Genomic DNA, 26,825 nt, shown 5'->3' with positions numbered 1-26,825 from the left:
AAATGATAGGGGACATGATGTGTGGACAGAAATATGGAGTGAAAAGACTAAGAAGATGGAAAAATGTTTTCCCAACTGTTTTCCCATCGCAATTTTGATACTCTGCGAGACCCCGTTTACATGTTTTACTTGTGCTGATACGATGCCAAGTTTATCAAAAAATCATGGAGTTTTCAAAATTGCTGTGTTTTCCCATTGTTTTCCCGAAAAGAAAAATCAGCAACTTGAGTTTCTTCTAAGTTACTGATTTTCAGTTGTGGACCAGCCTGGGCTTGAACCAGGGACCTCCAGATTATGAGTCTGTTGCTCTAACCAACTGAGCTACAAGTCCGGGATTATATTAATTCGGGTGCAAAGGTAATCAATAAAATGGAAACAGGGGAAAGGAAGGTAAGGATTTTTAAGGTTTTAACACATTTTGAGCGGGACAGGAGGGCTTTTACGCCGATTTGGAGTACCTTTGCAGCAAACTTCCCGGCCGACTGGAGACAGTAACGGCATCCTATGACGCTTCATCCAGACGGGTCTGCAGAAGCGGACTATCAGGTATGTCCGGATCAAGGGCGTATATGATATGCCTCCGGCACGGATGGGCATAACGGATGGACAGCATACAGGAACAGACGGGAACAGAAAACAGATTTACAGACAACCGGAATTGAACATCATATACATCAAAGAGGGTGAGAGGCCGGAGCTGCCGGCATTGGCGGCTACCATCGGATTCTTCGACGGGGTACACCGGGGACACCGGTTCCTGATCGGACGTGTCGTCGACGAGGCACGGCGGTCGCGAATGGCGTCGGCCGTAATCACCTTCGACCGCCATCCACGACAGGTATTGCAGGCAGACTACCAGCCGGAGCTGCTGACGACGCTCGAGAGGAAACTGCAGCTGCTTTCGGAAACACAGGTCGAAAACATCCTCGTACTGCATTTCGACAGGTCGCTGGCCGCCCTCTCTGCCCGCCGGTTCATGGACGAGGTGCTCCGCCGGCAGCTGAACGTGCGGAAGCTCCTGATTGGCTACGACAACCGCTTCGGACACGACCGTGCAGAGGGCTTCGACGACTACGTGCGCTATGGACAGGCACTGGGTATCGGGGTCGTCCGTGCCGATGCCTTCCTCCCGGGGGGAGAGAAGGTCAGCTCGTCGGTCATCAGAGACCGCATACGCCGGGGCGACATCGCATCAGCCAACCGCCTGCTGGGCTATGCCTATACGATAGAGAGCACCATCGTACGCGGTTACGGGAACGGGCACCGGCTGGGATTTCCTACCGCCAACCTCGACATGGCAGCCTGCCGCCTGCTCATCCCGGCAGCAGGCGTCTATGCCGTGGACGTACGGCAGAAGGATTCCTCAGAGTGGAGGCGGGGCATGATGAACATCGGCACGCGTCCCACATTCAACGGCAAGGCGATGTCGATGGAGGTGAACATCTTCCACTTCGACGGCGACCTCTACGACAAGCCGCTGGCTGTCAGCTTCATTGCCAAAATCCGAGACGAGCGGAGGTTCGGGTCGCTGGAAGCCCTGGCACACCAGCTGGAACAGGACCGGGAAGCTATCAACCACCTGTTCGATGCCGGACAGATCGGGCAGCAGCAGATGGAAGTCCGACCGTAGGCAGCCCGCAGAAGAACAAAGTGATCATCATTAAGGAAAAGAGAGAAACATGAAGCATAAAGACACGTGGACAAACGTCCTGTACATCATCCTGTTCGTCGCAGTCTTCGTACTGCTGCAGTTCCTGTCACAGTATCTGTCGGCAGGATGCATTGCCATTGTCCAGGGCATACCGTTCCGTACCTCCATGAACGGGGGCAGCAGCGGAACGGCCGTTGCCGTCACCACAGTCATCAGCAGCCTGCTCACCTTCGCCCTCTTCACCCGTGCCGGCTGGGCACCGGTGTCGCGCACCTACCTCAGGTCGCGCCCCTGGGGTGTCCTTTTCTGGGCATTCCTGCTGGCGGCAGGCTCGATACTCCCGATGGAGTTCATGGCAGAGAAAATCAATCTGACCCTCCCCTCGCAGACACAGCAGCTGTTCGAAAGCATCATGAGAACCTCCTGGGGCTATCTCGCCCTGGGCATCATGGCTCCGATAGCCGAGGAGGTCGTGTTCCGCGGAGCAGTGCTGCGCACGCTGCTGGACATCTTTGGCAGCAGAGCCCACTGGGCAGCCATTGTGTTCTCCGCCCTCGTCTTCGGCGCCATCCACCAGAACCTGGCACAGGGCACGCACGCCTTTCTGGTCGGTCTGCTGCTGGGCTGGATGTATTACCGCACGGGCAGCATTCTCCCGGGAGTCCTGTTCCACTGGGTCAACAATACCGTGGCCTACCTGATGTTCAATTTCATGCCGCAGATGAATGACGGAAAACTCATCGACCTCTTCCATGGCAGCGAGCGGATGATGTACGGCGGACTGTTCTTCTCGCTCTGTATCCTCATACCATCACTCTTCCAGCTGGGAATGCGGATGAAGAAAGTGAAAAGATGAAAAAGCTGGAATGACAGAACTGGATCCTCGACACACCGACTGTCGCATTCTATAAAATCTTCCGATAACGGATGTGTTTTTTGAGCCTTAAAGCCATTCTTCGGAGTCTCTCGGCAGAACTTCTCTGTAAGGGGACAATAGGAGATACAGCTTGTTGAGAATCAGCAACGGGTCTTTTGAACGGATGGAGTCTTGAAGATGGTCTTTTGTTGGTTGTTTCCTCTTCGCCCTGGCTGTTTCAGGGGGGATATGCTGCTGCCCGTCTTTTCCCATCTTTCAATACTGGACGAAAAGGGTACTGCTTTGTGGCGGAGTATTGTTGTATATCATAATGACGTTAGGAAAGGCGGTGATTAGCGATAGGACTGCTTAGCCATAACCATTTTGGGGTTCTTCCGTTAAATGCGTGGATGCTTTTCGTATAGCTTAACGGAAGAGCCGAAGTGATTCATTCAACAAAAACATAGCTGAGGCCGTCAGCTGTCTATCCTGTTCTCATCCTCCGATACAAAGGCCTTTTCGTTTTAATACGTTGAAATACAGACAAGGTTCTGAAAAACCATTACATAATTTCAAATCAATCATCTGCAAATAAAGAAAACACGTGCAAAAAGCAAGTTTGCAACCGGCAGTAAATCAGTTGGTTATCAAGCCGTTTGGAAAAGGTGCTCGATTGTGCTTCAAAAGGGCGTTGGTAACACGCTAAAAGAGCACCTGTTGCAAGTCAATCAGGCATCATTCAGAAGCCAGAAGGGCATGTGTCATCTTGGGCTGCATGAAAATGGTTTACAAACACCGATGATGTGGGAATAAGTTGGTTGTAGAAGACGGAATGACGTGCTGATGGACAGGCATCGTATCAATTTGCGTTTTTGCTTTTATCTTGTAGTTTATCCTCCTTTGAAGCCCCTCTGATTCTTGACGGTCATACCCTGCAAGTGTATAAGCCTTTATTCTATTTCCAATCTATGTATTTAACGGAAGCCCCCGTCTTTCCCATCTTTCAATATTGGACGGAAAGGCTACTGCTTGTGGCCGTGGTATTGTTCTATGTCATAATGAGGTGAGGGAAGGGTGGGGGATTAGCGATAGGACTGCTTATCCGTAACCGTTTTTTGATAGCGCACCCTATAGGAGTTGCTCGAATGCCTTACAGTTTACAACGAAACAACAGGAAAAGCCCATTTCAAAACTCATTTGTGAGTGGAGAAATGGGCTTTCCCTTTCTTTCAGAGAATCTCAACTTACAGATTGGAAGCTGTCAGGCCGCTGCTCCTGTCAGTACAGAGCCACATTTTCCTGTCCATGGCTCGTACTCCCGGACTTCCAATGTGGGGAAACGGATTCTATTTGTGCCGGTTGGCACGTTGCTGGCGGTATTTAGCCTTCTGTTTTGCACTGCCAGAACCGTGTGCACCGGTAACATACTTCTTCTTCTTGGCTTTGGTCTTCACTTTGTCATCTTCCTTTTTCGGTCCTGATGATCCCTTGAAGCTAATGCCATTCTCTAATATACTTTGAAAATCATCCATGAGGTTTGAGGTTTGAGGTTTGAGAATTGAGGTTTATTCTTTCGGAATTTTCGTTGCTTTGACAATTTTAACGAGTACTGCCTTAACTCGGCTGCAGTCCGCATATAGTGATTCGTATGCCTCTTTAGAAATGAATGTTGCTTCTTTCAGTAAGTCAATCCAATATTCAGATTCTGTAGCTTCTTTCAAAGCTATGTTCATTTTAGAGGAGAAATCAGCCCTGCTTTGTGCATTCTTCGCTTCATGTACGTTTGCCCCGATACTTGTTCCGGAACGAAGTAATTGTTTTGATATTACATTTTCTCTTTTCTCATTGGTTAAATATCTATATAAATGGATTATCCTTAAAGCAAAAGCCTTGGATAAAACGTATATGTCATTTTCTATTTCCATATTGATTTGAGGTTTGAGGTTTGAGGTTTGAGGTTTGAGGTTTGAGGTTTGAGGTTTGAGATTTGAGGTTTGAGGTTTGAGGTTTGAGGATTGAGGATTGAGATTTGAGGTCTGAAAATTGAGCCTGCATTATCCCGTAGGCATAAACCTCAAACCTCAAACCTCAAACCTCAAAGCTCAAACCTATCAGTGGTGGAATAAGCGGATGCCTGTAAATGCCATTGCGATGTTGTATTTGTCGCAGGTATCAATGACATGGTCGTCACGTATGCTGCCGCCTGCCTGTGCAATATATTCCACGCCGCTCTTGTGCGCACGCTCAATGTTGTCGCCGAATGGGAAGAAAGCATCCGAACCGAGTGCGACACCCGTATTCTTGGCAATCCACTCCTTGCGTTCCTCACGTGTCAGAGGCTCTGGACATTCCGTGAAGAACTGTTGCCATACGCCATCCTGCAGCACATCTTCATACTCGTCAGAAATATAAACGTTGATGGTGTTGTCACGGTCGGCACGGCGGATGCCTTTCTTGAACGGCAGGTTCATCACCTTCGGGCACTGGCGCAACCACCATTCGTCAGCCTTGCTGCCTGCCAGGCGTGTACAGTGGATGCGGCTCTGTTGTCCGGCGCCGATGCCGATGGCCTGTCCGTCTTTCACGTAGCAGACGGAGTTGCTCTGTGTGTACTTCAGTGTAATGAGCGATATGATAAGGTCACGCTTAGCCGCCTCGGTAAAGGTCTTGTTCTTTGTCGGGACGTTTCCGAAGAGTGCAGGGTCGTCGAGCTTCACCTCATTGCGCCCCTGTTCGAAAGTGATGCCGAACACCTGCTTATGTTCAACAGGTGCCGGGACATAAGCCGGGTCAATCTTTATCACGTTGTAATTGCCCTTGCGCTTGGCCTTCAGAATTTCCAAGGCTTCAGGTGTATAGTCAGGTGCAATCACACCGTCGCTGACCTCACGCTTGATGAGCAGTGCCGTCTCCTTGTCGCAGGTGTCGCTGAGGGCACAGAAGTCTCCGTAGGAGCACATACGGTCGGCACCGCGGGCACGGGCGTATGCACTGGCAAGCGGCGTAAGCTCAAAGTCGACATCATCGACGAAGTAAATCTTCTTCAGCGTGTCGCTGAGCGGCAGACCGACAGCAGCACCGGCCGGACTGACGTGCTTGAACGAGGCTGCGGCAGGCAGACCGGTTGCAGCCTTCAGCTCCTTTACAAGCTGCCAGCTGTTGAGTGCGTCGAGGAAGTTGATGTAGCCCGGACGGCCACTGAGCACTGTGAGGGGAAGTTCGCCTTCTTCCATGTAGATACGTGAAGGCTTCTGGTTCGGATTGCATCCGTACTTGAGAGCTAATTCTTTCATATAACTTATGTGGTATATGTAATTGAGTAGTGCAAATTTACATAAAAACTGTGATTTATAAGCCAGTTGGATAAAGAAAGTGTTTTTTCTTCAGAGGAAAAATAATGGAATATGATGGCACGTTCGTTGTTTTTAAGTAAATTAGCGGTATAGGTTTGTTTCTTTTGAAGAAAAGCAGTACTTTTACACTCGAATAGAAATGAACATTGGAGCGTATAGGGGGTGTCTCGCCGTCGGCCCGGCTCCCTGTAACTCCTTTAACTCCTTTAAATTCTTAAAGATATGCACGCATTACACACAGACAAGGCTCCTGCGGCAGTAGGTCCTTACAGTCAGGCTGTCGAAGCCAACGGTTTCATCTTCGCATCAGGTCAGCTTCCCATCGATCCGGCTACCAATGCCTTTGCCGAAGGCGGTGTGAAGGAACAGACCCGCCAGTCGCTCACCAATGCACGTAATGTACTGACATCAGCGGGTGTGGACCTTTCCCACGTCGTAAAGACAACTGTCTTTCTCTCCGACATGAACAACTTTGCTGCAATGAACGAAGTCTATGCCGAGTTCTTCCAGCAGCCTTATCCCGCCCGCTCGGCCTTTGCCGTCAAGGATCTGCCCAAGGGCGCATTGGTAGAAGTGGAGTGTATTGCGGTGAAATAGACTGCTGGCTTCTACCGGGACAAAGAATCCCTTTATAATGGAGGTACATAAGTGGAACTCCATTATAAAGGGATTTCTTCTTGTAATAATCAGTATCGGAGAAAGATTCCGGAGGATTACGCTGTGTCTGCTACAGACCGTGTTGCCTTCTTCGCTCTGTTATTTGTTATTCAGCAGTACTTTCTTGCCATTGACAATGTACAATCCTTTCTGCGCTCCTTGTGTCCGGTGCCCATGCAGATTGTATATTACATCCTTGTCGTGCCTGGCTGATAAGGAATTGATACCGCTCGTACCTAACTTTTTCCCTTTGAAAACATGCTTTACTTTCCTTTTAGGGTTTGTGTAGATTTCAAAAGTGAAATCCATGGTCCCGTTTTCGTAGACAAAGCAGTAATCATCAATGGGATTCCCCCATAGCTGTATGGTGTAATTGTTGTCTTTTGTCCTGAAATATTTACCTGAAAGGGGACCGGTGAAGAAGTTCCAGCCTTTCTTTTCCGGTTGGTAATACTGATCGAAATTGTCAAATACAATCTCTTCAAATTCGTAGTTGCCTAATTTGTAATCCTTTAATATCAGCTTCGTGTCATTAGCTCTTTTCACAATCTCTACTTGGAATTTCCTTTCACCAGGTTGTTTCATGCTTCCACCTGCTGTTTCGATTTCTGTCGTGGCTTTTCCGATATATACTCCGTAAATCCTGGTAAGATCGTCTTGTGCCTTTAGCGTGACAGTCTGCAGAAACAACATGGATAACAGCAGAATGGACTTGATGTTTACTTTCTTCATACTTCTTGTTTGATATTAAAATTAATAACTCAGATATTTCTCTTTTCCTGATTGAATATAAAAATCAGCAACTCAGATAATTCCTCTCTTAATAATGATGACCGTTATCAGGTTTGTTTTACTGTCCATAAAGTGATGGATGTCTTTTGCAAAGTGGGACTGAAGACATCATTTGGGCTGCAAAGGTAAGACTTTTCTGTTGTGCTTTCTGTGTATAGAACTTATTTTTGTGTTCTTTTGATTTATTTACGTTTTCTACAAGTCGTTCTGTGAATGACATTTTGGGTGTTTCGTATGTGTTTTTCCCCCTTTTCATCATTTAGGGCAAGGTAAGATTTTCTATAATCTTAACGAAGAAAACCAGTTGAACCTTATGTGGTTACGCAATCTTTTATTACTTTTGCATCACATTAGTATTTGTCGTAGATGAGAGATGAAAAAGAGCTTTAAAAGCATTATTGAGGAGCTGGGTCGTAAAACGCAGGTGCGGAAAGATCTGGCTTCCGACTTGGAGAAGTTGTCAGGTAAGTTGGCTGTCCACCACATTCATCTGGAAACTTCATCACTGAAGAGACTGACAGGTTATTTCAGGGGAAAGGAGAGACCGTCTAAAAAGACGCTGGACCGACTGGCACTCTTTGCCGGCTTTCAGAACTGGAAAGACCTGAGTGCCGCCTTGCATGGGAACAGTGACGCCAGACTGAATTATGAGGATTGAAGTCTCTGCCTCTTCTGCAAGGATTCAGCACGTAGGGAAAAGCAAAAGTCCGGGACCGTCAAGGGTCTCGGACTTTTGTTTTCCTGGATTTCCAAGGGTTTACTTCTCTGCAACAGCAGCAACGGTTCTCTTTTCCTTGATGCGTGCCGCCTTACCCGTGAGCTTGCGCAGGTAGTAAAGCTTGGCACGACGAACCTTACCGCGTTTGTTCACCTCGATAGAATCGATGTTCGGTGACTCCAGCGGGAAGATACGCTCGACACCGACGGTACCGGACATCTTGCGAACTGTAAAGCGCTTCTTCTCGCCATGCCCTGAAATCTTGATGACTACGCCACGGTAGAGCTGAATACGCTGTTTGTTACCCTCGACGATTTTGTAAGCGACAGTGATGGTGTCTCCAGCTTTGAATTCTGGAAACTGATTGCCGGTTGCAAATGCTTCCTCAGCAACTTTAATTAAATCCATTTTCTTGTTAATTAAATATTGTTTGTCGTTCCCATGCAACATAATCCATGACTCTTCCACGATCAGCGGTTACACCGGAAAGCGGCTGCAAAGTTACGGCTTTTTTCCGAACCGGCAAAGCTTTCCGCAGATTATCTTTACAACCTGCTTGGGCAGCAGCCTGTGCGACATTTCTCCTTTTTCCTGTTTAGGTAAGCGGCAAACCGCCCTCTGTGGATAATTTCATGCAGCAGACAGGTGTCCAATCATTTTTTTTTCTTACTTTTGCAACAATCAAAAGTCATAATATAAATATGTATAGAAAAATATTCTATCTGGCGGGATTGTCGGTGTTGCTCACGGCGGGCGGCTGCGCTTCTCATTACGAGCTGGCAGGCATACAGCGCACACGTGTACTGGTTGACAGCCGGTATGACGCTGCCCCTGATGCTGAGGCGGCAAAGTTCATGGAACCTTTCAGGCACAAGGTAGACTCGGTGATGGGACCCGTTGTGGGCGAAGTCGACCACGACATGGTGGCACACCGTCCTGAGAGCGATCTCTCCAACCTGCTGGCAGACATCATGGTGTGGGCTGCCCGGGACTATAATGAGAAGGTAGACTTCGGGGTGTATAATATGGGCGGTATCCGTGCGGCGCTCTCGAAGGGGAAGGTTACCTATGGAGACGTGCTTGACATTGCTCCTTTCGAGAACAAAATCTGTTTCGTTACGCTGACAGGCGGGAAGGTGCTCGAACTGTTCTCGCAGATGGCCCATACCGGTGGCGAAGCTGTCAGCCATGGCGTTCAGCTCGTCTTCACGCACGACCACAGGCTCAAGTCGGCACGGCTGAACGGAAAGGAGATAGACCCCAAGGCCTCTTACCGCATCGCTACGCTCGACTATCTGGCACAGGGTAATGACAAGATGGAGGCTTTCAAGTCGGCCACGGATGTCGTATCACCGCAGGAGATCAGCAACAACACACGTTTCATCATCATGAATTACTTCAAGGAACAGACCGCACAGGGCAGGGTTGTCAATGCACATACCGAGGGTCGCATCCGTGTGGAGTAACCCGTTAACGAAAAAGGAATATGAAAAGAAAGATATTACTGGCAGTGTTCTGCCTTCTGGCTGTTGTCGCTTTCGGACAGGACAAGCAGCTGGTCATTTTGCATACCAATGATGCGCACAGTCAGATTTACCCGCTCAATACGAACCTCGCCGATACGATGAAGGCCGGACGTGCCGGCTTCCTCCGCCGTATTGCCATGCTGAAGGAGGAACGCCGGAAACATCCTGACCTGCTGCTCTTCGACAGCGGCGATTTCTCGCAAGGATCACCTTATTATACAATGTTCAAAGGGGATGTCGAAGTGGGGCTGATGAACCGGATGCATTATGATGCCGCTACGATCGGCAATCATGAGTTCGACTTCGGCCTCGACAATATGGTACGTCTCTTTCGGATGGTCAACTTCCCGATTGTCTGTGCCAACTACGACTTCAGGGGAACTGCACTGGAAGGCCTGGTGAAGCCTTACATCATCCTGAAACGCAACGGATTGAAAATAGGTGTCTTCGGACTGGCCCCTCAGCTGGACGGTCTGGTCGTCAAGGCGAACTATGGGAAAATCGTCTACAACGATCCTGTATCGTGTGCCCAGAAGGTTATCGACGAGCTGAAAGCGAAGAAGTGCGACCTGATCATCTGTATTTCCCACCTCGGCTGGAACATCGAAGGAGTCAGCGACGAGGAGGTCATCGCCGGCACCCGCGGTCTGGATCTCGTCCTTGGCGGGCACTCTCATACCTATCTCACGAAGCTGGAATATGTGAAGGACCTTGACGGCAAGTGGGTCGGCGACGACCAGAACGGCAAGCATGCCATCTTTGTGGGGAAACTGGTGCTTGACCTGAAGAAGAAAAAGTAAAGCATACTTGTTCCCAACGCCTGGGAACAGTGTTCCCGACCGTTTGGGAATCCTGTTCCCGGTGCTTGGGAAGGGGGTTCCCGAGCGGTCGGGAAGTGTGTTCCTTTGTGTCCAGTTCGATTGGGTGGATGCAGTCTGATGTGTCATAATGTATCTTTTACTTTGCATGAATGCGAAAATGTGTTTAATAAATGATACATTACGCTGATTTTTTTTTGTAACTATCTGATTATCTCAGAATGTTTTTTCCGGTATTTTCATTGATGATAGGTCTGCCTTTCACGTAGTGCCGACGGGTCTGATGAATGCGAGATCCCCCGTGCGATGATGAATGGTGAACTTGCAGTCAGGGGTGTAGAACAATGTCTTTAAACAAAAAATCCATGTGACCTTGGGATTGAACTCCAAGGTCACATGGATTTCACGTTGTCTCTGTAAAGACCTTTCTCGGTCTGTCATCAGACAGTAGTTGTTGTTGGGGAGGTTTATTCAAAGTAGAAGGTCAGTGCAATCATCTTTGCCCGTGTTTCATCGACCGAATTGGTGTACATAAGCATGTGCTTGTCGCGCAGGTTCTTGGCGTGGCTCTTGTCGAGGCTGTTCGTAAGGCTGTACATGAACTTCAGTTCCGGACGCAGCTTGAAGTAGGGGAGATAGAAGTCGCAGCCCAGACCGATTTCCAGAAAGACATCACTCCGCTTCAGCTTGATGTAATCATTGTCCTTGCCCGAAAGATTCAGCATCGGATTGATGCCCAGCATCACGTATGGGCGGTGGTTGTTGAAGCGGGGAGCAGCGGCAATGAGGTCGAAGGCGCAGGAGACGTAGGCGGTCTTCAGTTCCTGCACCTGTTCGGTAGGCTCCCCCTGTATTGTGCGGTCTGTGAGATTGCGGAAAGTAATGTGGCGTGTGCCGAAATACATGGCCGGCGCCATACGCAGCTGGAGCGTCGAGTTGAGGCGCAGCTCGCCCAGGACACCCACCGTGAAGCCGGCATCCCACCGGTCCTGATCGGCTGAGACGGTCTTCTCGACAGGTCCGTTGCCGTCGTCAAGGTCAATCATCTGTGGTCCTACGTTGTTGAGTTCAAGGTCCTGCAGATGTGTCCCGACGAGCACTCCGAAATGGAACTCACGCAGATCCGTATAGGGACGGTTCTGCACTCTTCGCTCCTGTGCCGGGCATACGAGTGCGGCTGTCAGCAGGGTTAAGGTGACGAATATTCTGTTCATAACATCTTTCAAACGCATTCTGTCCTGTTTTATTGTCTGCCGGTTTTCCCTTTTACCGGCACGAGTCCGAAATCAAGATGCCTCTGTACCTTCTTCTTCCTCTCTGTCCGGAAGCGGAAGACGGCCCGGGCGGGCCGTTGCCTGGCTGTTCGTTTGCATAGAAGCACTTTTTTTACTAACTTTGCGCCTGATATTTACGTGATGATATGAGAAAGTTTGTTTCAGTTCTGGCTGCCTGGTGCATGGCTGCGGCAGTGCATGCCCAGTATCAGGAACCTTTGCGGCGAGACACGTCGGGATGGCAGCCGATGAAAGGTCTGGAGTACAGGGTGGAGATGCAGGGCGGTCTCTCGAAGGGGCGGACGCCCCTTTGGCTGAATGCCAACAGGTACGGACTAAGCTCGTTGGAAACGGCGAACGGCTATGTGCGAGGCGGAGTGGTGCGCCCGTTGAGCACCGACGACGGACGCAAGTTCGGACTGGGCTACGGACTGGATGTCGTCCTGCCGGTCCACTATACCAGCAAGGCGGTTGTCCAGCAGGCGTATGTCGAAGGGCGGTGGTGGCATGGAACGCTGACCGTCGGTGCCAAGGAAGAGCCGATGGAACTGAAAGATAACCGTCTGAGTTCCGGTGCGCAGACACTCGGCATCAACGCACGGCCGGTTCCCCAGGTGCGCCTGGCATTGCCCGATTACTGGACCTTGCCCTTTGCCAACGGATGGCTGCATCTGAAGGGACACATTGCGTACGGCGTGATGACCGACCAGAACTGGCAGCACGGCTTCACCCGGTGTCAGTCAAAGTATGCCGACCGGGTGCTCTATCATTCCAAGGCCGGTTATCTGAAAATCGGAAATGACGAGGTGTTCTGCCCTTGGTCTTTGGAGATGGGACTGGAGATGGTCTCTCTCTTCGGCGGTACGGCCTATCGTCCGGACGGTGCCGGAGGCATGGAACAGTTGAAGGGCGGGAAAGGTGTCCGCGATTTCTGGAATGCATTTCTTCCCGGCGGTGCTGATAACGGCGAGACGACTTATCAGAATGTAGAGGGCGACCAGCTGGGCAGCTGGTTGATGCGGCTGAATTACGACGGCGACTGGCATGGCTTTTCTCTCTATGCCGACAAGTTCTTCGAGGACCATTCTTCAATGTTCCAGCTTGATTATGACGGTTACGGGGAGGGCGACGAATGGCAGGTGAAGAAGCGACACCGCTATCTGCTCTATGACTTCAAGGACTGGATGCTGGGTCTCGAGTATCGTTTTAAGCCCGATAACTGGCTGAACAGTATTGTCTTTGAATATCTTTACACGAAATATCAGAGCGGCCCGATCTACCACGACCATACCCTTACCGTTCCTGACCATATCGGCGGAAGGGACGACTTTTACAACCATTACATCTTTCCCGGCTACCAGCACTGGGGACAGGCGATGGGCAATCCGCTCTACCGGTCGCCGCTGTACAATGAAGACGGCACGGTTGAATTTCAGGACAACCGTTTCGCTGCCTTCCATATAGGACTGGGCGGCCATCCCTCCGACTATGTGAAATGGCGTTTCCTCGGTACGTGGCAGGAGGGACTGGGAACATACGAAAAACCTTACACGAAGAAGCATCATAACGTCAGTCTGATGGGCGAAGCCACCTATACGCTGCATGGGGGGAGGCTGCCGGAGTGGTTGAAAGGTGTTGATGTCCGGATGGGAGTCGGCGTCGACTTCGGTGCCATCCTCCGCGGAAACAATTATGGCATACAGCTGACTGTCTGTAAACGGGGCTTGCTGGAAAAGCTTTAGCCTACTATATTATTATAGGATATGAATCAGAAAATGAACAGAACAAAGGTGTTGTCTTTCGTCTTTCCGCTGCTGGCACTTCTCTTCTCCTCATGTTCGTTGGAGACGGATAACGATGCCGGCAGAATGGAAGGAATGTGGCATCTTGTGCGTATCGACGATCTGACAGCCGGAACGACAGAAGACATGAGCAGTAAGACGGTCTTCTGGTCTTTTCAGGCAAGACTCCTGCAACTGGAGGAAAAGAAAGGTACACACAGCAGTTATCTTTATCGCTTCAGTATTGACGGCGACCGTCTTACCCTGTCTTCCCCTTATCTGTACGACCGTGAGAACGGCGACCGGCCGCTTTCGGTCTATGAACCTGCATTGGCATTCTTTGGCATCAGGACACTTGTCCCTGCGTTCAGGATAGAACGGGTCCGGAAAGGAGAAATGGTGTTGAATGATGGCAGTGCAAGACTCTGTTTTGACAAGTTCTAAGCTGATGCTGCCCGGAAGTATCTCCTCACGTAAGTTGATTGCAGACAGGTTCTGAAGATTCTCTTTGATGTCTTCTTTTTGTTTTTGGGGCTGGCAGATAGAATAACGTTTCATCTTTTTACTTTTCCGACAAACTCTGTGCTCTCTGTGTGAGAATAAATCCTTACGGAAGCGTCATCTTTCGGTATGTGTTCTCCCACGGAGTCACGGAACCCACAGAGCCTTTAATGGGAATCAAAGCACACAGAGAGACCTGAGGGTCAGGAGAAAGATGAGCCGGAAAGTTTACCGGTGTCCAAGGGTCCCGATAAAAACAGAAGAGCAGGAGTAACTATAGGGCAGGACTGAGAAATGATAGAATAATGTTTACCTTTTTGTTTTTACCCTTACTTTTCCCCTTTTACTTTTTTACTTTTATATTGCTCTGCAAAGGGAAGCAAGCCGTTTTTTCTGATATGGAAATCGATTGCATAATGGAAAATGGCATATAAGAGGATGTCTGTCGAGATGATCCATGTGACAGACAGATGGTTGAACAGCAAGACATTGATGAGGATGAAGCAGAACGACAGCAGGATGATGCAGAGCAGTGCCTGATGCTGTGTCAGTCCTGCCCGCATCAGCTTATGGTGAATATGGTTCTTGTCCGCGCCAAAGACCGGACGGTGGTGCAGCAGCCGGACGATGATGACCCGGAAGACATCGAAGGTGGGGACCATGAGCAGGGTTGCGGAGAGCAGGATAGAATCTTTCTGATAAGCCATGACGTGCGGATTGTACATGCAGAATTTGACAAGCAGGACACCGAGAATATAGCCGAGGGTCAGGCTGCCCGAGTCGCCCATGAAAATCTTGCGGTTATTCTCCGCCTTGCCCCAGATGTTGTGATAGAGGAACGGAACCAGTACCCCCATCAGTCCGGCGATGAGAATGCAGTAGACCCCTATCTGCTCACGGAGGAAGATGTAGTAAAGACCGGACAAGGCGATGAGTACCAGGCTGGTGGACAGGCCGTCGATACCGTCAATCAGATTGATGGCATTCATTGTGAAGACCAGGATGCCGACCGTCAGCACCATCCCCACAGACACCGGAATCTCATGGATGCCCAGAAAGCCGTAGAGGTTGTTGACATAGAGATAGGACAGGGGCAGGAGGCCGGCAACGACAATCTGCATGAGGAGTTTCACTCTTGCCCGCAGGCCGAAGACATCGTCGGCAAGCCCCGTCACGTAGATGACCGTGATGCCCACACCGAAGAAAATGCTCCAGGGGCTGACCGCGATCTTGCTGCCCTTGCTGGTGTACGACCAGACCAGCAGTGCCACGATGGTGGCTATAAGCATGCTGGGCAGGAACGATACGCCTCCCAGCCGCGGGACGGCATCCTTGTGTACTTTCCGGGCGTTCGGAGTGTCATAAAGTTCCCGCTTCCTGCAGAACGAAAGTATCTGTGGAATCATGATGAATCCGCAGGCAGCACTCATCAAGAAGGCGAACAGGCTGATCAGAATGTATGTCAACATATATCGGTAATCAATTCTTTTCTTTAACAAAACTCAATTTTTGTAATAATATTGTATTTGGATGTCGGAAAAGTGCGGCTGTACTTTCTGAAGCACCTGCTTTGTGAAATCTTCTTACCCATCATGGTTAGAATCTCGTTTTCTTTTTGTAAATTTGTGGCTAAAGAACATGGATATGGCAGAGATTTATCATGGCAGCAATGTGAAGGTGGAACGGCCGAAGATACAGATTACAGGATACAGTAAAGATTTCGGTTATGGTTTCTACTGCACGGATATAGAAAAGCAGGCACGACGCTGGGCGATGACCAAGCGTCCGGAGCACATCGTATCTGTCTATGATTACTTTGAGGATGAATCCTTGGAAAGAAAGGTGTTCCCTGATATGAGTGAGGAATGGCTGGACTTTATCGTTGCCTGTCGCAGGGGGATAGACCATCCCTATGATATTGTCGAAGGTCCCATGGCCGACGATCAGATATGGGACTATGTGGAGGAACTTGTGCAAGGACGCATCTCCCGTGAGGCTTTCTGGGTGCTGGTGAAGTTCAAATATCCAACACAACAGATAGTTTTCTGTACGGACAGAGCTTTGGAGTCCATCACCTTCAAACGTAGCTTTAGCTTATGAGAAACGTTTTTTTCAAAGAGGAATTCATTTCTGAAAACGACCTGTATTTTGTCTGTTCGATGATAGAACGCATCGCCCGGATGATAAAACAACCGAACAGGTATGTCGTCAACAAACTGGGTTATCGGGCACTGGCCGAGAAGCTGTCCTTGGCGAATGTTCTTCATGCGGAGAATCCGTTGGCTGTGGCTGATGACTGGATAGACTGTTACGGGCTGCAGTCCGGCAGCCATGACGTTACTGCCGTCAATCCCGACTATTGTTCGTCAGTTCCTACAGAGCTGCAGATGGGGAAAGTCTATATGCGTCTTATCCTGATGACGATGGACAGCGGGGAAGATTATGCCCATGCAATCCTCCGTGTATACAACAATCCCATCTGCGAAATCATCGACGATTACAATTGCAGTGCTTATTACGAACCGTCCCCTTTCATTGCCCGCAGCTATTATGCCGGGAGTTTCAATTAGGATCAATTCAACGGTGCAGAAGTCTGATACATTTTCAATGAAGATATCAATTATAACGGCGACTTATAACAGTGCGAAAACACTGCGGGACACTTTGAATTCCGTCTTGCGGCAGGATTATTGCGACATAGAGCATATTATAGTCGATGGCGGGTCGACGGATTCGACGGTCGGGATGATCCGTGAATATGCCGCTGCTGCAACCCGACATACCGTGAGATGGGTCACGGAGAAAGACCGTGGCATCTATGATGCCATGAACAAAGGCATTGCGATGGCGACGGGCGATGTTGTCGGCATCCTCAATTCAGATGACTATTTCACCGCCGGTGATGTCGTGTCGAAGCTGGCAGAACCTTTTTCCGACACAGCTCTTGAGGCGGTGTATGGCGATATTCATTTCATTCATGACGGCGAACCCGATAAGATTACTCGCTATTACTCTTCCAGGATATTTTCTCCTTTCTGGGTTCGTTTCGGCTTTATGCCGGCCCATCCGTCTCTGTATGTACGCCGGGGAGTCTATGACAGGGTAGGCCCCTATAAACTTGATTACAAGATCGGCGCCGACTTCGAGATGATCGTCCGGATGTTCTGTGTGCACAAGATAAAGGCACAGTATCTCAAGATGGACTTTGTCACCATGCGCAACGGCGGAGCAAGTACGAACGGTGTCCGTAGCCACCGCCTCCTTTTGCAGGAAGACACCCGGGCGTGCCGGGAGAACGGCATCTACAGCAATCAGTTCCTAATCTCTCTCAAGTACTTTTATAAGATCTTTGAGTTCAGATTCTAAGAAGTCGTTGCTTGCTACTTTGAACAAATTATACCTTTTGATATAGACAGATTTTTGGTAATTGGCTGTTCGACTCCATGTATGTCTGTTTATTGAAAAGATATTATCTGTTTTCAAAGTTGCTGTCACTCCTGTCACATAAATATACTTTGTAAACTTCTTATAATAAGGATATTATGTAAAATATTAAAAGTGACAGCAACTTGAATGCTCTCTGATAAAGGTTTTTTATGAGGAAACCTTAGTATGTTATTGTATTTTGTAGGTCGAATAGAATGCCTAAATACTTTTGAGTGCGGCAACTAACCTGTTGTTATCTTCTTTGGTTCGGATGGCAATGCGTATATAGTTCTTCCCTTTTAATCCATCTTTGTTGTCACAGTCTTTAATGAGAATATTATACTCATTAAGTAGTTTCTGGGTTAGCTGCTTTGATGTGAACCGACTTGTAATTTCAGTTAAGAAATAATTGGCCTGTGATGGAATAACATGTATGAAAGGTATCTGATCCAATAATCTTTTAAAACGTCGACGCTCTATGATGAACTTCTCACAAGCATGTTGGTAATCTTTGGTATATTTACCAAAGATTTGCATGTAAAATTCTGCAAAAGAATTAATATTCCATATTGCTACATCTTTTTTGACAGCATCTATTAGGTCGGAATCCGAAGAAGCCATGATTCCAAGACGTAGTCCAGGTACGCCATAACTCTTTGAAATGCTCTTTATGACTATAAGGTTAGGGTTAGATTTTAATATATCATCATGGCAAAGGCTGTTTTGAGAATAATCATCAGTAAAATCTACGAAAGATTCATCTATTATAATCCGTATGCCTTTTTCTTTTCCCCATTGAATAAGATTGATTATATCGCTGATTGGTATAAAGTTGCCAGAAGGATTATCTGGGTTGATTATAAGCAGACTGCTTATTTCCTTATGGGCAAAGAAAGCCATCAAGTCATTTATATTGTATGACATGTCCATGTTCTGAGGAAGATATGCAATTATATCATCTTTGTTTTTTCTATTAGGGTATTCCATGAAAGTCGGGTAGACAACTCCAATTTTCCCATTTATCATCCCCATCAAACTTTTGATTAATTCTGCTGCACCATTCCCTACAACTATATAACTCTGACGAATTCCCAAATATTTACCTGCCAACAGAGAGTTAACATACATTCCCGATGGATACTCTGTCAGTAGAGTGTCAAAATTGGCACGTAACTCGTCCTTCATTCGTTGTGGAGGGAAGAAAGGATTAACTAAATAGCAGAAATCTAATAATTTAGGGAATCTCCAATAACCTCCGTAACGCATCTCATATCGGGATAGGCTTTTTTCTTTTGGGGCAAAGATTGTTTCTGCAATATCAAGATCCTGTATGTCATCAATTTCATACCACTTTCTGTCTCCGATTGGTAATGCCTTGAAGTCTGAACCGTCAAGGAAAGTGATGATACGTAGTACTTGTTCATAGTATTCGTTGTTTCCTATAGCTTCGCAGTAGGCTTTGAGGAAAGGAAGAAACCTATGTTTGGAAAAATCTTTGCTGAACTTATAAATGTTTACAGTTTTGTAATACTGGTCTGCCTCCTTGTAGTTGAAGGCTTTTTTCGGAATAAAGTTTATAATATTGTTTTCGTCATCTATGCGGACGACAGTTCCATCCATCCAAGATTCCCATTTTGCGACAAGGGCAAGATTAGGGAAAGGATTATCTATGATCATTTGCAATAAACTTTCCTCGTAGATGAGATCTGATTCCAATAGAATCGTATCATCTTCAGATATTCTGTCTTGAGTAAGTGCAAGAGAATAAATATTGTTCGTCTTTTCGTAGACTGGATTGTCGATGAATTCTATTTTTAATTTGTCATTATAGCGCTGTCCTATGTGGGCAATAAGATTCTGCCCTTGGTAGCCGACTACAATGATAACACGTTTAATCTCCAGATGGGAGAGCATTGTTAAAGTTCTGTCAATCAGTTTGACACCATTGACGGACAGCATACATTTCGTATTGTCCTTTGTGTATTCTCCAAGTCGCCTACCCATTCCAGCAGCTAATATGATTGCTTGCATATTTCAATATGATTATTTGTTTAGTATAGTGTATGCTTTTTGTTTAAAGAAATTTATTCTTTTTCTACTTTTAATGTCTTGAATGAATTCTGTCATCGTATGTGGCAGTAATGCCTTGATATATTGTATAAGAAAGGCTTTTGTTCTTTCTGTCTTGCTCATTTTAAAATTAAACATGGGGATAGGGGTGCGCCAATCCTTTCCATAAAGGAAGTTTAATAAAGCTTCACTTTCTTTCGGTACAGTATAAGATTCTCCTTGGAATTCTATTTGAGTCGTATTGTTTATATATTTTACTTCGCAAAGTTCACATATACAAGTAGCTAATCTTCTGTCTTTTGCATAGGGCGTAAAAAAATAGATATCAATATATTCTCCTTTACGCATTATTGACATAAATCCTCTCCTCTCAAAACGCACGACTTCAAAACCATTTTCTCTCAATATGAAAAGTATGTCTTTAAAACGTTCTAAGTCTGTAATTGGAAGTACGATATCAATATCTTCATCATGAGAAATAAAATCATGTTCTCTCACTGCTCCTAAGAGTGTACCAAAGAAAAGAATAAATTCTAAGTTGTGTGTATTGCATATGCGTTTTAACAAAGAAAGATTTTCTTTCGCCCTTTCTTTGTTAATAGGCTTTATGCCTGGATAGATGGGCACAAAGCGATAAGAATAATTACCTTTTGATGTTGGAATATTTAATTTCATATTTATTTTCTATTATTAGTATTTTATCCTCTGATCCATTTCTTTAGTATTGTTTTTAGACTGAATGGAATGAGTTGTAGTATAGTGTTCCTAAACGTATTGTTGCTCTTGTAAAAGCCTTGTTCAAAGTCTTCGTAAGGTACAACATATTTAGGGTGTCGTAGGGGAAATTCTAATTGTCCTTCGGCTTTGGATTGTAGCTGTTTTGCTCCCGCGGTAGTATGTGTAGCATCTTTACCGAATCCAATGTTGCTTATGAGACCTATGCGTGGATAGATACTTAATTGATTATAAGCCGATAAAGTAAAGAACCATTGCCAGTCCCAGGCACTGACATAATTATTCTCAATTGCCTTTATGCGGTATCGCCAATAGTTTTTATCTTTACCATTGTAGCCATTATTATTTATGATAGATTCATAATATGGAGTGTTTTTCCAATCCATATTTAAATCCATATTTTTCCAGACACGCCTCCATGTTGCCCATCCCCATGTTGCTTTATACCTGCTAAAGCCATAAGAATCCGGGATATTAACTCCAGAAATATAATTGGGAGCTCCTATCATGCCTATCCGTTCGTCATTTCTATATTTATTTAGCAGCTCCTCTGCAAATGGGAAAAATGAAGATTGTAAAACACAATCATCTTCTATAATAATTCCTTCTTCTTCATTTTCAAAAAACCAATTTATAGCAGTGTAAACTCCTTTACCGCAACCTAAATTCTCTTTTTGGAATAATGTTCTAACATTACATTCCCAATCTATTTGTTGGAGGATAGAATCTTGAGTTGCTTTCACTAATTCGGCTTCTCCTTTAACATTTTCACGTGCGCCATCACAAGCAATGTATAGCTTGCTTGGCTTTACTTGTTTAATACGCTCAAAACTTTGTAATGCAATGTCTTTGCGTCGAAATATTATAAATAGAATAGGAATGTTATACATGTGTTGTTTCTATTATTGATTAAAATACAGATGTCTTGATTGCTTCGAGGAACTTGTGACCATATTTTAGATCAGGCTCCACATAATTGCCTTCTCCCCATTCGTTCCATGAACGGAGAAATAGTATCTTATGTTCATTTGGTTTGTCATTTATTACTTCTAATGCCTCTTCTATATGCTTCTTAAAGTTTTCAGGGGTTGAATTGATGTAGATTCCTTCATGCTTTCCTGCCCTCGGAGTTCTGTCCCATTGTGGCATAATAGTGGGGTATACGTTATCCCATCTGTCTTCGGGAGAGAAGAAATGTTTTGTTACTTTTGCATAATCATACTTAAGTGGGGGAAACCAAGATATGTTTTTTTGTAAAAGGAATCGTACTGTTCGTCTAATTCTACCTAAGGCAAGCATCTCACCTCGTGATTTCCCAAAAGAATTTAATCCATCAAAACCTAATGAAAGCATTTCTTTATACACTTCGGCACTGCTATTGGTATTTGGCAGAACCCTTTTTATACTTCCATCTGCAAGCCTTTTCATTGTTGAGGTGTTGTTGCATATAGCTATAAAATGAATTCCTTTTAACCCATTTTCTTTTGCTAAGTTTCTCCACACTTCAATAAAGTTTCTTATATCTTTAAATGAATAAGGGTCGAATATTGCGAATAAAGGTTTTCCATCAACTGTGATGTATCGATGGTCTTTAAAAGCAGGCAATACAGTGTGGAAGTGTTGTCTATAATCTTCTTCACCTGGATATAGTTGTTTTGCTATCATTGCAGGTTTACCATTATTTTTCCATGTCTTTGTGGTCCAGTCATGGTTTGCCCATGCTAAGCAGAAAGGAAAGTCTGGTTTGCCAGAGTTTAAAACTTCCTGGAAAGGTCGCTCCAATAGTCTCTTGTTATTTCCAAACCAGTAATGCCAATAGCAAAATCCCTCTATCCCAGCTTCTTTCGCCATTCGTGCTTGCTGTTCTCTTACCTCAGAGAGGCGCAAATCGTAAAATCCCAAATCAGCAGGTATTCTTGGTTGGTAATGACCCTTGAACTGAGGTTTAGCACTTGCGACATTCGTCCATTCGGTAAAACCCTTCCCCCATGCCTTATCATTTTCAGGAATAGGATGGAATTGTGGTAAATAATATGCTATAACTCTTGCTTTCATTTTTTCTATTTACCGTAACGTAATAGGTGTTATAATATGTTGTTTTGTTTGATAATTTTCGCAGGAGCACCTCCCGCCACAGAATATGGTGGAAGGCTGTGTGTAACAACACTATTGGCACCAATGACACAACCGTTTCCGATAGTTATTCCCGGAAGGATACATACATTGTTGCCAATCCATACATTATCACCAATCTTTACATCTCCTTTTGAGATAATTGGACGTTTTAATGGTGCTTCTTCTAATGAGCTTTTATCAGTGAAGCCATGTGAGTTATCTGTAATAAAAACATTTGTTCCAGTGAGGAGATTGTTTCCAATAGTAATTTTATGAACGGCCGTGATGTGTGCATCCCTACGGAAAAGACAGTTGTTGCCAATTGTGATAATAGGATCGTCAGAAACATCTGCCCATGTTGTTAGTTGTAGCCCTGTTTCAAATGTACAATTTTCCCCAATAGAAATATTTTCTAATCCATGCAGGTGGTAAGCTCTCCAAAGGAAAATACTGTTAGGACCTATTTCTCTGAACTTTCCATGCAGCAGCCCTGTATAGATATGATTTCTAAAAAAAGAACATATAAGTGCAAGTTGTTCGGCTCTTATTAGGCTAAGAAAATTTCCTAAACAATGGAGAATGTAAGTAAGTACTATTTTCATCTTTAGTTGTTTTTCTGTGAGGGGAAAGCACGTGAGAATTGCTCGTGATACCTAAGGTAAGCATACAATAGCAGGCAGTTGAGCATACGAAGATTGCCACTGACATCTGAGTAAGAGAACAAGGTCATTCCCCCTTGCAAGCTTACGCATAACGCAAAGTAAAGCAGTAATAACTTATAAAGTTTTATCTGCTGTTTTCTTTCTCTTGTCAGTCTTATGAGAGATGAATAGAATATAACAAAGATGAAGAATGCGCCAGCTGGTCCGAAGTCTAAAGTAAAGTCACCTACAAAGGTGGAAAATAGATTATCATTTATTTCCATGTTGTGATATTTGTCTCTTCGCTCCATGAAGTTTTGGGATGTGCTTGGATCTATAACTCGTTTAAAGAGGTTTATTGTCCTGTCACCATTCCTACAGCCACCTGGGGTAAGTCCATAATTGTTAAAATAGAGACTTCCTTGGCCGATATACCAATTGACAAATCCACCTATGCCACCAGTTTCACCATCAAATCTACTGACTGTAATGACAATTATAGGAAAGGATATTAATAAAGACAAGAACAATCCAATATGTCTTGATATCTTCTTGATTCTTTTTGACATGTATTGTTTGAGAAGCATATATCCTCCAGCAAGTGTAAGCAAACTTGTCACTAACCCTCCTCTCTGCCCCTGTGAAATACATATAAGGAAGTTTATGATGAAAGAGAAGATCAGTCCTGATAAAATCCATATGTTTTTTTTCTCTAAAGTAAGAAAGTAAAAGAATAAAAACACGGTGACGTCTGTGAGTGAATTAAAGATAATTGCTGGTAGGTTCCTGATGGTACTTCCAGAATCTTCTACTCCCTCTACCTGTTCTAAGTAGGCCTCTTTTCCTGCGGATGAGTCTGTAAAAATACTGATTAAACCGCTACCTGTACCTGAGATTAGGCCGGGAATGAGCATAATAGAGCTGATAATGATGATGAAAGTCAGAATGTATAGGATTTTTGTATGGGGATTTTCTATTTCTGAAGTATCAGAGCAATGATGTACTATGATGGGTGATAATGCAATTATCATCATAGAATAAAGATAAATGTATGGAAACAGCTTTAATTGATTGAAAGCAATAGAGAAGAGCGGGTCATTGAGCGTCATTATTGCAAAAACGGCATAAATGATGTATAATACAATGACAAGACTTCCTCCATCCCATCGGTTTTTAATCATTTGGTATCCGATAAGTGTTATAATCCACAAAAACAGGAACCCCAATGAGAGAATATTATTCAGAACAATTTCAGACATGTTTTTTAGAGAGGAACGAAGTTATAAATCTTTTTAATAAAATCTTTTCATTTTTGCTTATCCCAATGTTATATGCCGTCAGAAGAATGAGGGATGGTATAATTAAGAAAATGAGTATAAAGCATATGCTTAAATTTATGATATTCTTTTTTAAAAAGAAAGTGCATCCAATTGCAAGGGTTGTGATTCCTATTGCTGGCAAGAGAAAGTCTCTGATATAGTAAATATAATCGAAAGGCAGATAGTAATGTCTCAAACAAATGAGCCGAACAATGTGGGCGATAACGCAAGTTGATACCATAGCGATGAATACAGTATAACTTGGGAAATGGAGTTTAAATAGAATCCAAGTGAGTGGTAGAGTACATAATGTAATGCTTTCTACGGGAAAATGATATTCCTTGACATGTCCTGAAGCCTGCATTATTATGGTTATAGGGTTACTAATGGCAGAAATTACAATATATATAATAATCAACCTGGAAAACAAAATGGTCTCCTCATTAGCTGTGCCCAACCATATTTTCAGAATGCAATCCATTTCGGCAATGATGGGTATTGCAATGCAGATAAGCAAGTAAAATATGAACTTATTGCTTATATAAAATAGTTCATTAACATAATAATGCTTGCTTTCTGCATAAGAACGTATCATAGCCGGTCGGAAAGATAGAACCATGCTGTTGCTTAGGGCATTAAAGGCATTGCTTATTTGCATCGCAATTGCAAATGCCATGTTAGAGACAGGACCAAAGAAGAGGTTTATAAGAATTGTGTTTCCTTGGTTCATTCCCATATTGGCTAATGAGCCAAACATAGTCCATCCTGAAAACTGAAGGAGATGCTGGTAAAGAATTTTATCTTTTGTCTTCGTATAATGACACTCTTCGTATTTCCCTCCTTTCCATATATAGAGAAGTGAAACAACACCTGATTCTACAAGCAGGCCAATACTGTAAAATACAAGATGGTCAATAGATATTTTTGTTATAATAACAGCCAGTGCTAAACGCAATAAGCTGTCAACCGTCGATATGATAGCGTACACCCCCATATCCTCATGAGAAAAGATAATAGCTGTGAAAGGTATCTGTAATAAGGAAAAGAAAAAAACGAAGATGGAACATTGATATAAGCTGATGGCGGTAGTCATCCTCTCTGCGGGTATGGTCATCTGTGTGCTGACAAACCAAAGTCCAACGGTTTCAAACAGAATGATTATTGTTATGCTTAGGATAATTATTATATTCAAACTGGCAGAGAAAATAGTCTTTAATCGTTCTTCGTCTTCTTGTCCTAATGCAATAGAAAAGAAACGCTGAATGGATAAAGCAAGGACGGCACTGATGAAACTTGCGGAGGTAACAACGCCTGCAACAGCGTTGAATATTCCATAGTCGATGACTCCTAACCCTTTTAGAACAAATCTAACGGTATACAGATTTATGATGGTAAGTAACAGCATACGTAGAAACATAAGGGTAGTATTTTTGGCTATCCTTTTATTTCTTTTTTCATTGTTACTTTTCCTATCAATAATGGCCATAGATTGTCAGAGGTTTATTGTTTCCTGTTCTGTGTATGTGTAATGGTACGGAGCACATAAATTGTTGTCAAAATGAAGGAGAACAAGACTGTACCCAGTAAGAATAACATTCTTTTAGGACCTGTTGGCTTTATAGGGACGGCCGCCCCTTTAATCTGAGTAAATACGGGTGTACGTTCACGTAGCTTTGCAAGGGATAGTTGTAATTGACCTTTCAGCTGACTGTAATTGTTATACCTCAGCTGCATTTCATTTTCCATGTCTTCACCTTTCGACTGGACACTAGGTAAAGAAACATCTGTATTAGAGTCGGAGAACTCGCCGTATTTCAGTCTTTGATGCTCATAGGACGACTTTGCCTCATCCGTCAACTTTTTGTAATACTCAACGTCGCGCCGTGCCTTATCAGTACGGTATTTGGTAATGAAATCTTTCAATAGTTCTCTCGTTGAATCAGCAATTGTCTTTGCAATAAGAGGATCCTGATCTTCCGTATTGATAGTTATGGCACCAGTCTTCTTGTCAACCTTGATGGCGATCTGTTTCCTTATACTTTCGATGATGCTATTGTCCAGTTTCGTCAAATGGTAGGCATTGAAAGGAGTTCCCACTTCATATTTCCCCTCTTCAGGTTTTTTACTTGATATTCTCGTAAGCAGGCCATTTGCCAGTTTGTTCCACCATGGCACCTTTGTTGCCGTGCGTTTATAGTCATAATAAGTTCCCTTAAAAGTACTGTCACCGGTCTGCACGTGTATGGGAAGCAGCATGGATATAAATCCATTGTCATCTATAAGATCTGGATAAAGCATTGGGGTGATAGCATCTGAAGATTCCAGCGTGGACATATCTATGCCGAATGTAGAGGCAAGCGATCCTAATGTCCCTCCACCTGGAGTCTTGCTGTCCACCTCAGGGGCAATTTCCGTGCTTGAGGAATATGTCCTTGGTAAGCTAAAAATATATAGGCTGGCAAATAAAATAGTAAAGGATAAAACGGTGAGATACACCATTTTCTTCTTCCATATTGCATGGAAGACAGCAGTGTAGTCTATACCTTTATATTCATCTTGATTGTCCATAGAATGTTTCTGTTTAAAAAATAT

26 protein-coding genes and 1 tRNA gene are annotated in these 26,825 nt (G+C 44.9%); 11 read left to right on the top strand and 16 right to left on the bottom strand.

Going from position 1 to position 26,825, the window contains the following annotated elements; translation table 11 throughout:
• Positions 1–257 precede the first annotated feature (257 nt).
• A tRNA-Ile gene (locus tag HMPREF9141_RS01560) sits at positions 258–331 on the bottom strand.
• A 243-nt stretch (positions 332–574) separates the two neighbouring features.
• Here HMPREF9141_RS01560 and ribF point away from each other — a divergent pair.
• Both ribF and HMPREF9141_RS01550 read left to right on the top strand, forming a co-directional pair.
• The gene (ribF, locus tag HMPREF9141_RS01555) at positions 575–1,630 is read left to right on the top strand and encodes a riboflavin biosynthesis protein RibF (RefSeq protein WP_040554130.1); all 1,056 of its coding nucleotides are present in this window, start codon (positions 575–577) and stop codon (positions 1,628–1,630) included.
• A gap of 49 nt (positions 1,631–1,679) precedes the next feature.
• Positions 1,680–2,507 (top strand): CPBP family intramembrane glutamic endopeptidase, encoded by an 828-nt coding sequence (locus HMPREF9141_RS01550; protein WP_007366642.1) that lies wholly within the window; start codon positions 1,680–1,682, stop codon positions 2,505–2,507.
• Between the two features lie 1,346 nt (positions 2,508–3,853).
• Here the strand turns inward: HMPREF9141_RS01550 and HMPREF9141_RS01540 are convergent.
• The 3 genes from HMPREF9141_RS01540 to HMPREF9141_RS01530 form a co-directional block, all read right to left on the bottom strand.
• Positions 3,854–4,039, bottom strand: coding sequence for a hypothetical protein (locus HMPREF9141_RS01540; protein WP_007366640.1), 186 nt, complete (start codon positions 4,037–4,039; stop codon positions 3,854–3,856).
• Between the two features lie 33 nt (positions 4,040–4,072).
• The gene (locus HMPREF9141_RS01535) at positions 4,073–4,432 is read right to left on the bottom strand and encodes a four helix bundle protein (RefSeq protein WP_007366639.1); all 360 of its coding nucleotides are present in this window, start codon (positions 4,430–4,432) and stop codon (positions 4,073–4,075) included.
• A 186-nt stretch (positions 4,433–4,618) separates the two neighbouring features.
• On the bottom strand, positions 4,619–5,809 hold the full coding sequence (locus tag HMPREF9141_RS01530) for a phosphoribosylaminoimidazolecarboxamide formyltransferase (RefSeq protein ID WP_257009566.1): 1,191 nt from the start codon (positions 5,807–5,809) through the stop codon (positions 4,619–4,621).
• A gap of 273 nt (positions 5,810–6,082) precedes the next feature.
• On the opposite strand from HMPREF9141_RS01530, the gene HMPREF9141_RS01525 reads away from it, so the two are divergent.
• On the top strand, positions 6,083–6,457 hold the full coding sequence (locus HMPREF9141_RS01525; RefSeq protein ID WP_007366637.1) for a RidA family protein: 375 nt from the start codon (positions 6,083–6,085) through the stop codon (positions 6,455–6,457).
• A gap of 159 nt (positions 6,458–6,616) precedes the next feature.
• Here the strand turns inward: HMPREF9141_RS01525 and HMPREF9141_RS01520 are convergent, their stop codons facing one another.
• Positions 6,617–7,249, bottom strand: coding sequence for a hypothetical protein (locus HMPREF9141_RS01520; protein WP_007366636.1), 633 nt, complete (start codon positions 7,247–7,249; stop codon positions 6,617–6,619).
• 433 nt (positions 7,250–7,682) lie between these two features.
• On the opposite strand from HMPREF9141_RS01520, the gene HMPREF9141_RS01515 reads away from it, so the two are divergent.
• Positions 7,683–7,967, top strand: coding sequence for a hypothetical protein (locus tag HMPREF9141_RS01515; protein WP_007366634.1), 285 nt, complete (start codon positions 7,683–7,685; stop codon positions 7,965–7,967).
• 99 nt (positions 7,968–8,066) lie between these two features.
• Here the strand turns inward: HMPREF9141_RS01515 and rplS are convergent, their stop codons facing one another.
• The gene (rplS, locus tag HMPREF9141_RS01510; RefSeq protein WP_040554333.1) at positions 8,067–8,435 is read right to left on the bottom strand and encodes a 50S ribosomal protein L19; all 369 of its coding nucleotides are present in this window, start codon (positions 8,433–8,435) and stop codon (positions 8,067–8,069) included.
• 293 nt (positions 8,436–8,728) lie between these two features.
• On the opposite strand from rplS, the gene HMPREF9141_RS01505 reads away from it, so the two are divergent.
• Both HMPREF9141_RS01505 and HMPREF9141_RS01500 read left to right on the top strand, forming a co-directional pair.
• Entirely contained in the window at positions 8,729–9,493 is a 765-nt protein-coding gene (locus HMPREF9141_RS01505; protein WP_040554129.1) for a 5'-nucleotidase C-terminal domain-containing protein, read from the top strand.
• A 20-nt stretch (positions 9,494–9,513) separates the two neighbouring features.
• Positions 9,514–10,353, top strand: coding sequence for a bifunctional metallophosphatase/5'-nucleotidase (locus HMPREF9141_RS01500; RefSeq protein WP_007366631.1), 840 nt, complete (start codon positions 9,514–9,516; stop codon positions 10,351–10,353).
• A gap of 485 nt (positions 10,354–10,838) precedes the next feature.
• Here the strand turns inward: HMPREF9141_RS01500 and porT are convergent, their stop codons facing one another.
• The gene (gene porT / locus HMPREF9141_RS01495) at positions 10,839–11,585 is read right to left on the bottom strand and encodes a type IX secretion/gliding motility protein PorT/SprT (RefSeq protein ID WP_040554128.1); all 747 of its coding nucleotides are present in this window, start codon (positions 11,583–11,585) and stop codon (positions 10,839–10,841) included.
• A 206-nt stretch (positions 11,586–11,791) separates the two neighbouring features.
• Here porT and HMPREF9141_RS01490 point away from each other — a divergent pair, with 206 nt between their 5' ends.
• On the top strand, positions 11,792–13,387 hold the full coding sequence (locus tag HMPREF9141_RS01490) for a capsule assembly Wzi family protein (RefSeq protein ID WP_007366628.1): 1,596 nt from the start codon (positions 11,792–11,794) through the stop codon (positions 13,385–13,387).
• A 33-nt stretch (positions 13,388–13,420) separates the two neighbouring features.
• Positions 13,421–13,870, top strand: coding sequence for a lipocalin-like domain-containing protein (locus HMPREF9141_RS01485; RefSeq protein WP_040554331.1), 450 nt, complete (start codon positions 13,421–13,423; stop codon positions 13,868–13,870).
• A 386-nt stretch (positions 13,871–14,256) separates the two neighbouring features.
• Here HMPREF9141_RS01485 and HMPREF9141_RS01480 read toward each other — a convergent pair whose 3' ends face one another.
• Positions 14,257–15,396 (bottom strand): MraY family glycosyltransferase, encoded by a 1,140-nt coding sequence (locus HMPREF9141_RS01480; protein WP_007366626.1) that lies wholly within the window; start codon positions 15,394–15,396, stop codon positions 14,257–14,259.
• 175 nt (positions 15,397–15,571) lie between these two features.
• On the opposite strand from HMPREF9141_RS01480, the gene HMPREF9141_RS01475 reads away from it, so the two are divergent.
• Genes HMPREF9141_RS01475 through HMPREF9141_RS01465 form a run of 3 tightly spaced genes read left to right on the top strand, consistent with a single transcriptional unit; the run spans position 15,572 to position 17,293 of the window.
• Positions 15,572–16,027 carry a DUF3990 domain-containing protein gene (locus tag HMPREF9141_RS01475; RefSeq protein WP_040554329.1) on the top strand — a complete coding sequence of 152 codons (456 nt, stop codon included), beginning with the start codon at positions 15,572–15,574 and terminating at the stop codon, positions 16,025–16,027.
• The gene (locus HMPREF9141_RS01470) at positions 16,024–16,497 is read left to right on the top strand and encodes a hypothetical protein (protein WP_007366624.1); all 474 of its coding nucleotides are present in this window, start codon (positions 16,024–16,026) and stop codon (positions 16,495–16,497) included. Before HMPREF9141_RS01475 ends, HMPREF9141_RS01470 begins: the two co-directional genes overlap by 4 nt.
• A 37-nt stretch (positions 16,498–16,534) precedes the next feature.
• Positions 16,535–17,293: a glycosyltransferase family 2 protein gene (locus tag HMPREF9141_RS01465; protein WP_174256059.1), complete on the top strand. Its 759-nt coding sequence runs from the start codon at positions 16,535–16,537 to the stop codon at positions 17,291–17,293.
• A gap of 279 nt (positions 17,294–17,572) precedes the next feature.
• Here the strand turns inward: HMPREF9141_RS01465 and HMPREF9141_RS01460 are convergent, their stop codons facing one another.
• From HMPREF9141_RS01460 to HMPREF9141_RS14025, 8 genes are read right to left on the bottom strand one after another with little or no spacing between them, the layout of a single operon-like run.
• Positions 17,573–19,384 carry an aminotransferase class I/II-fold pyridoxal phosphate-dependent enzyme gene (locus tag HMPREF9141_RS01460; RefSeq protein ID WP_007366621.1) on the bottom strand — a complete coding sequence of 604 codons (1,812 nt, stop codon included), beginning with the start codon at positions 19,382–19,384 and terminating at the stop codon, positions 17,573–17,575.
• 12 nt (positions 19,385–19,396) lie between these two features.
• A complete protein-coding gene (locus HMPREF9141_RS01455) occupies positions 19,397–20,098 on the bottom strand; it encodes a LicD family protein (protein WP_007366620.1) in 702 nt (233 codons plus the stop codon).
• A 23-nt stretch (positions 20,099–20,121) separates the two neighbouring features.
• Positions 20,122–21,048: a hypothetical protein gene (locus tag HMPREF9141_RS01450; protein WP_007366619.1), complete on the bottom strand. Its 927-nt coding sequence runs from the start codon at positions 21,046–21,048 to the stop codon at positions 20,122–20,124.
• Positions 21,049–21,067: 19 nt separating this feature from the next.
• The gene (locus HMPREF9141_RS01445; protein WP_007366618.1) at positions 21,068–22,213 is read right to left on the bottom strand and encodes a glycosyltransferase WbsX family protein; all 1,146 of its coding nucleotides are present in this window, start codon (positions 22,211–22,213) and stop codon (positions 21,068–21,070) included.
• A gap of 29 nt (positions 22,214–22,242) precedes the next feature.
• Positions 22,243–22,875 (bottom strand): acyltransferase, encoded by a 633-nt coding sequence (locus HMPREF9141_RS01440; RefSeq protein WP_007366617.1) that lies wholly within the window; start codon positions 22,873–22,875, stop codon positions 22,243–22,245.
• A gap of 2 nt (positions 22,876–22,877) precedes the next feature.
• Positions 22,878–24,173: an O-antigen polymerase gene (locus tag HMPREF9141_RS01435; protein ID WP_007366616.1), complete on the bottom strand. Its 1,296-nt coding sequence runs from the start codon at positions 24,171–24,173 to the stop codon at positions 22,878–22,880.
• Positions 24,166–25,719: an MATE family efflux transporter gene (locus HMPREF9141_RS01430; protein WP_007366615.1), complete on the bottom strand. Its 1,554-nt coding sequence runs from the start codon at positions 25,717–25,719 to the stop codon at positions 24,166–24,168. Before HMPREF9141_RS01430 ends, HMPREF9141_RS01435 begins: the two co-directional genes overlap by 8 nt.
• 14 nt (positions 25,720–25,733) lie before the next feature.
• Positions 25,734–26,801: a Wzz/FepE/Etk N-terminal domain-containing protein gene (locus HMPREF9141_RS14025; RefSeq protein ID WP_040554127.1), complete on the bottom strand. Its 1,068-nt coding sequence runs from the start codon at positions 26,799–26,801 to the stop codon at positions 25,734–25,736.
• Positions 26,802–26,825: the final 24 nt, after the last annotated feature.

The sequence above is a fragment of the Prevotella multiformis DSM 16608 genome, from assembly GCF_000191065.1.
Taxonomy (GTDB): Bacteria; Bacteroidota; Bacteroidia; order Bacteroidales; family Bacteroidaceae; genus Prevotella; species Prevotella multiformis.
Note: the sequence above shows the minus strand (reverse complement) of the source record. Positions and strands in the feature narration are given on the sequence as shown.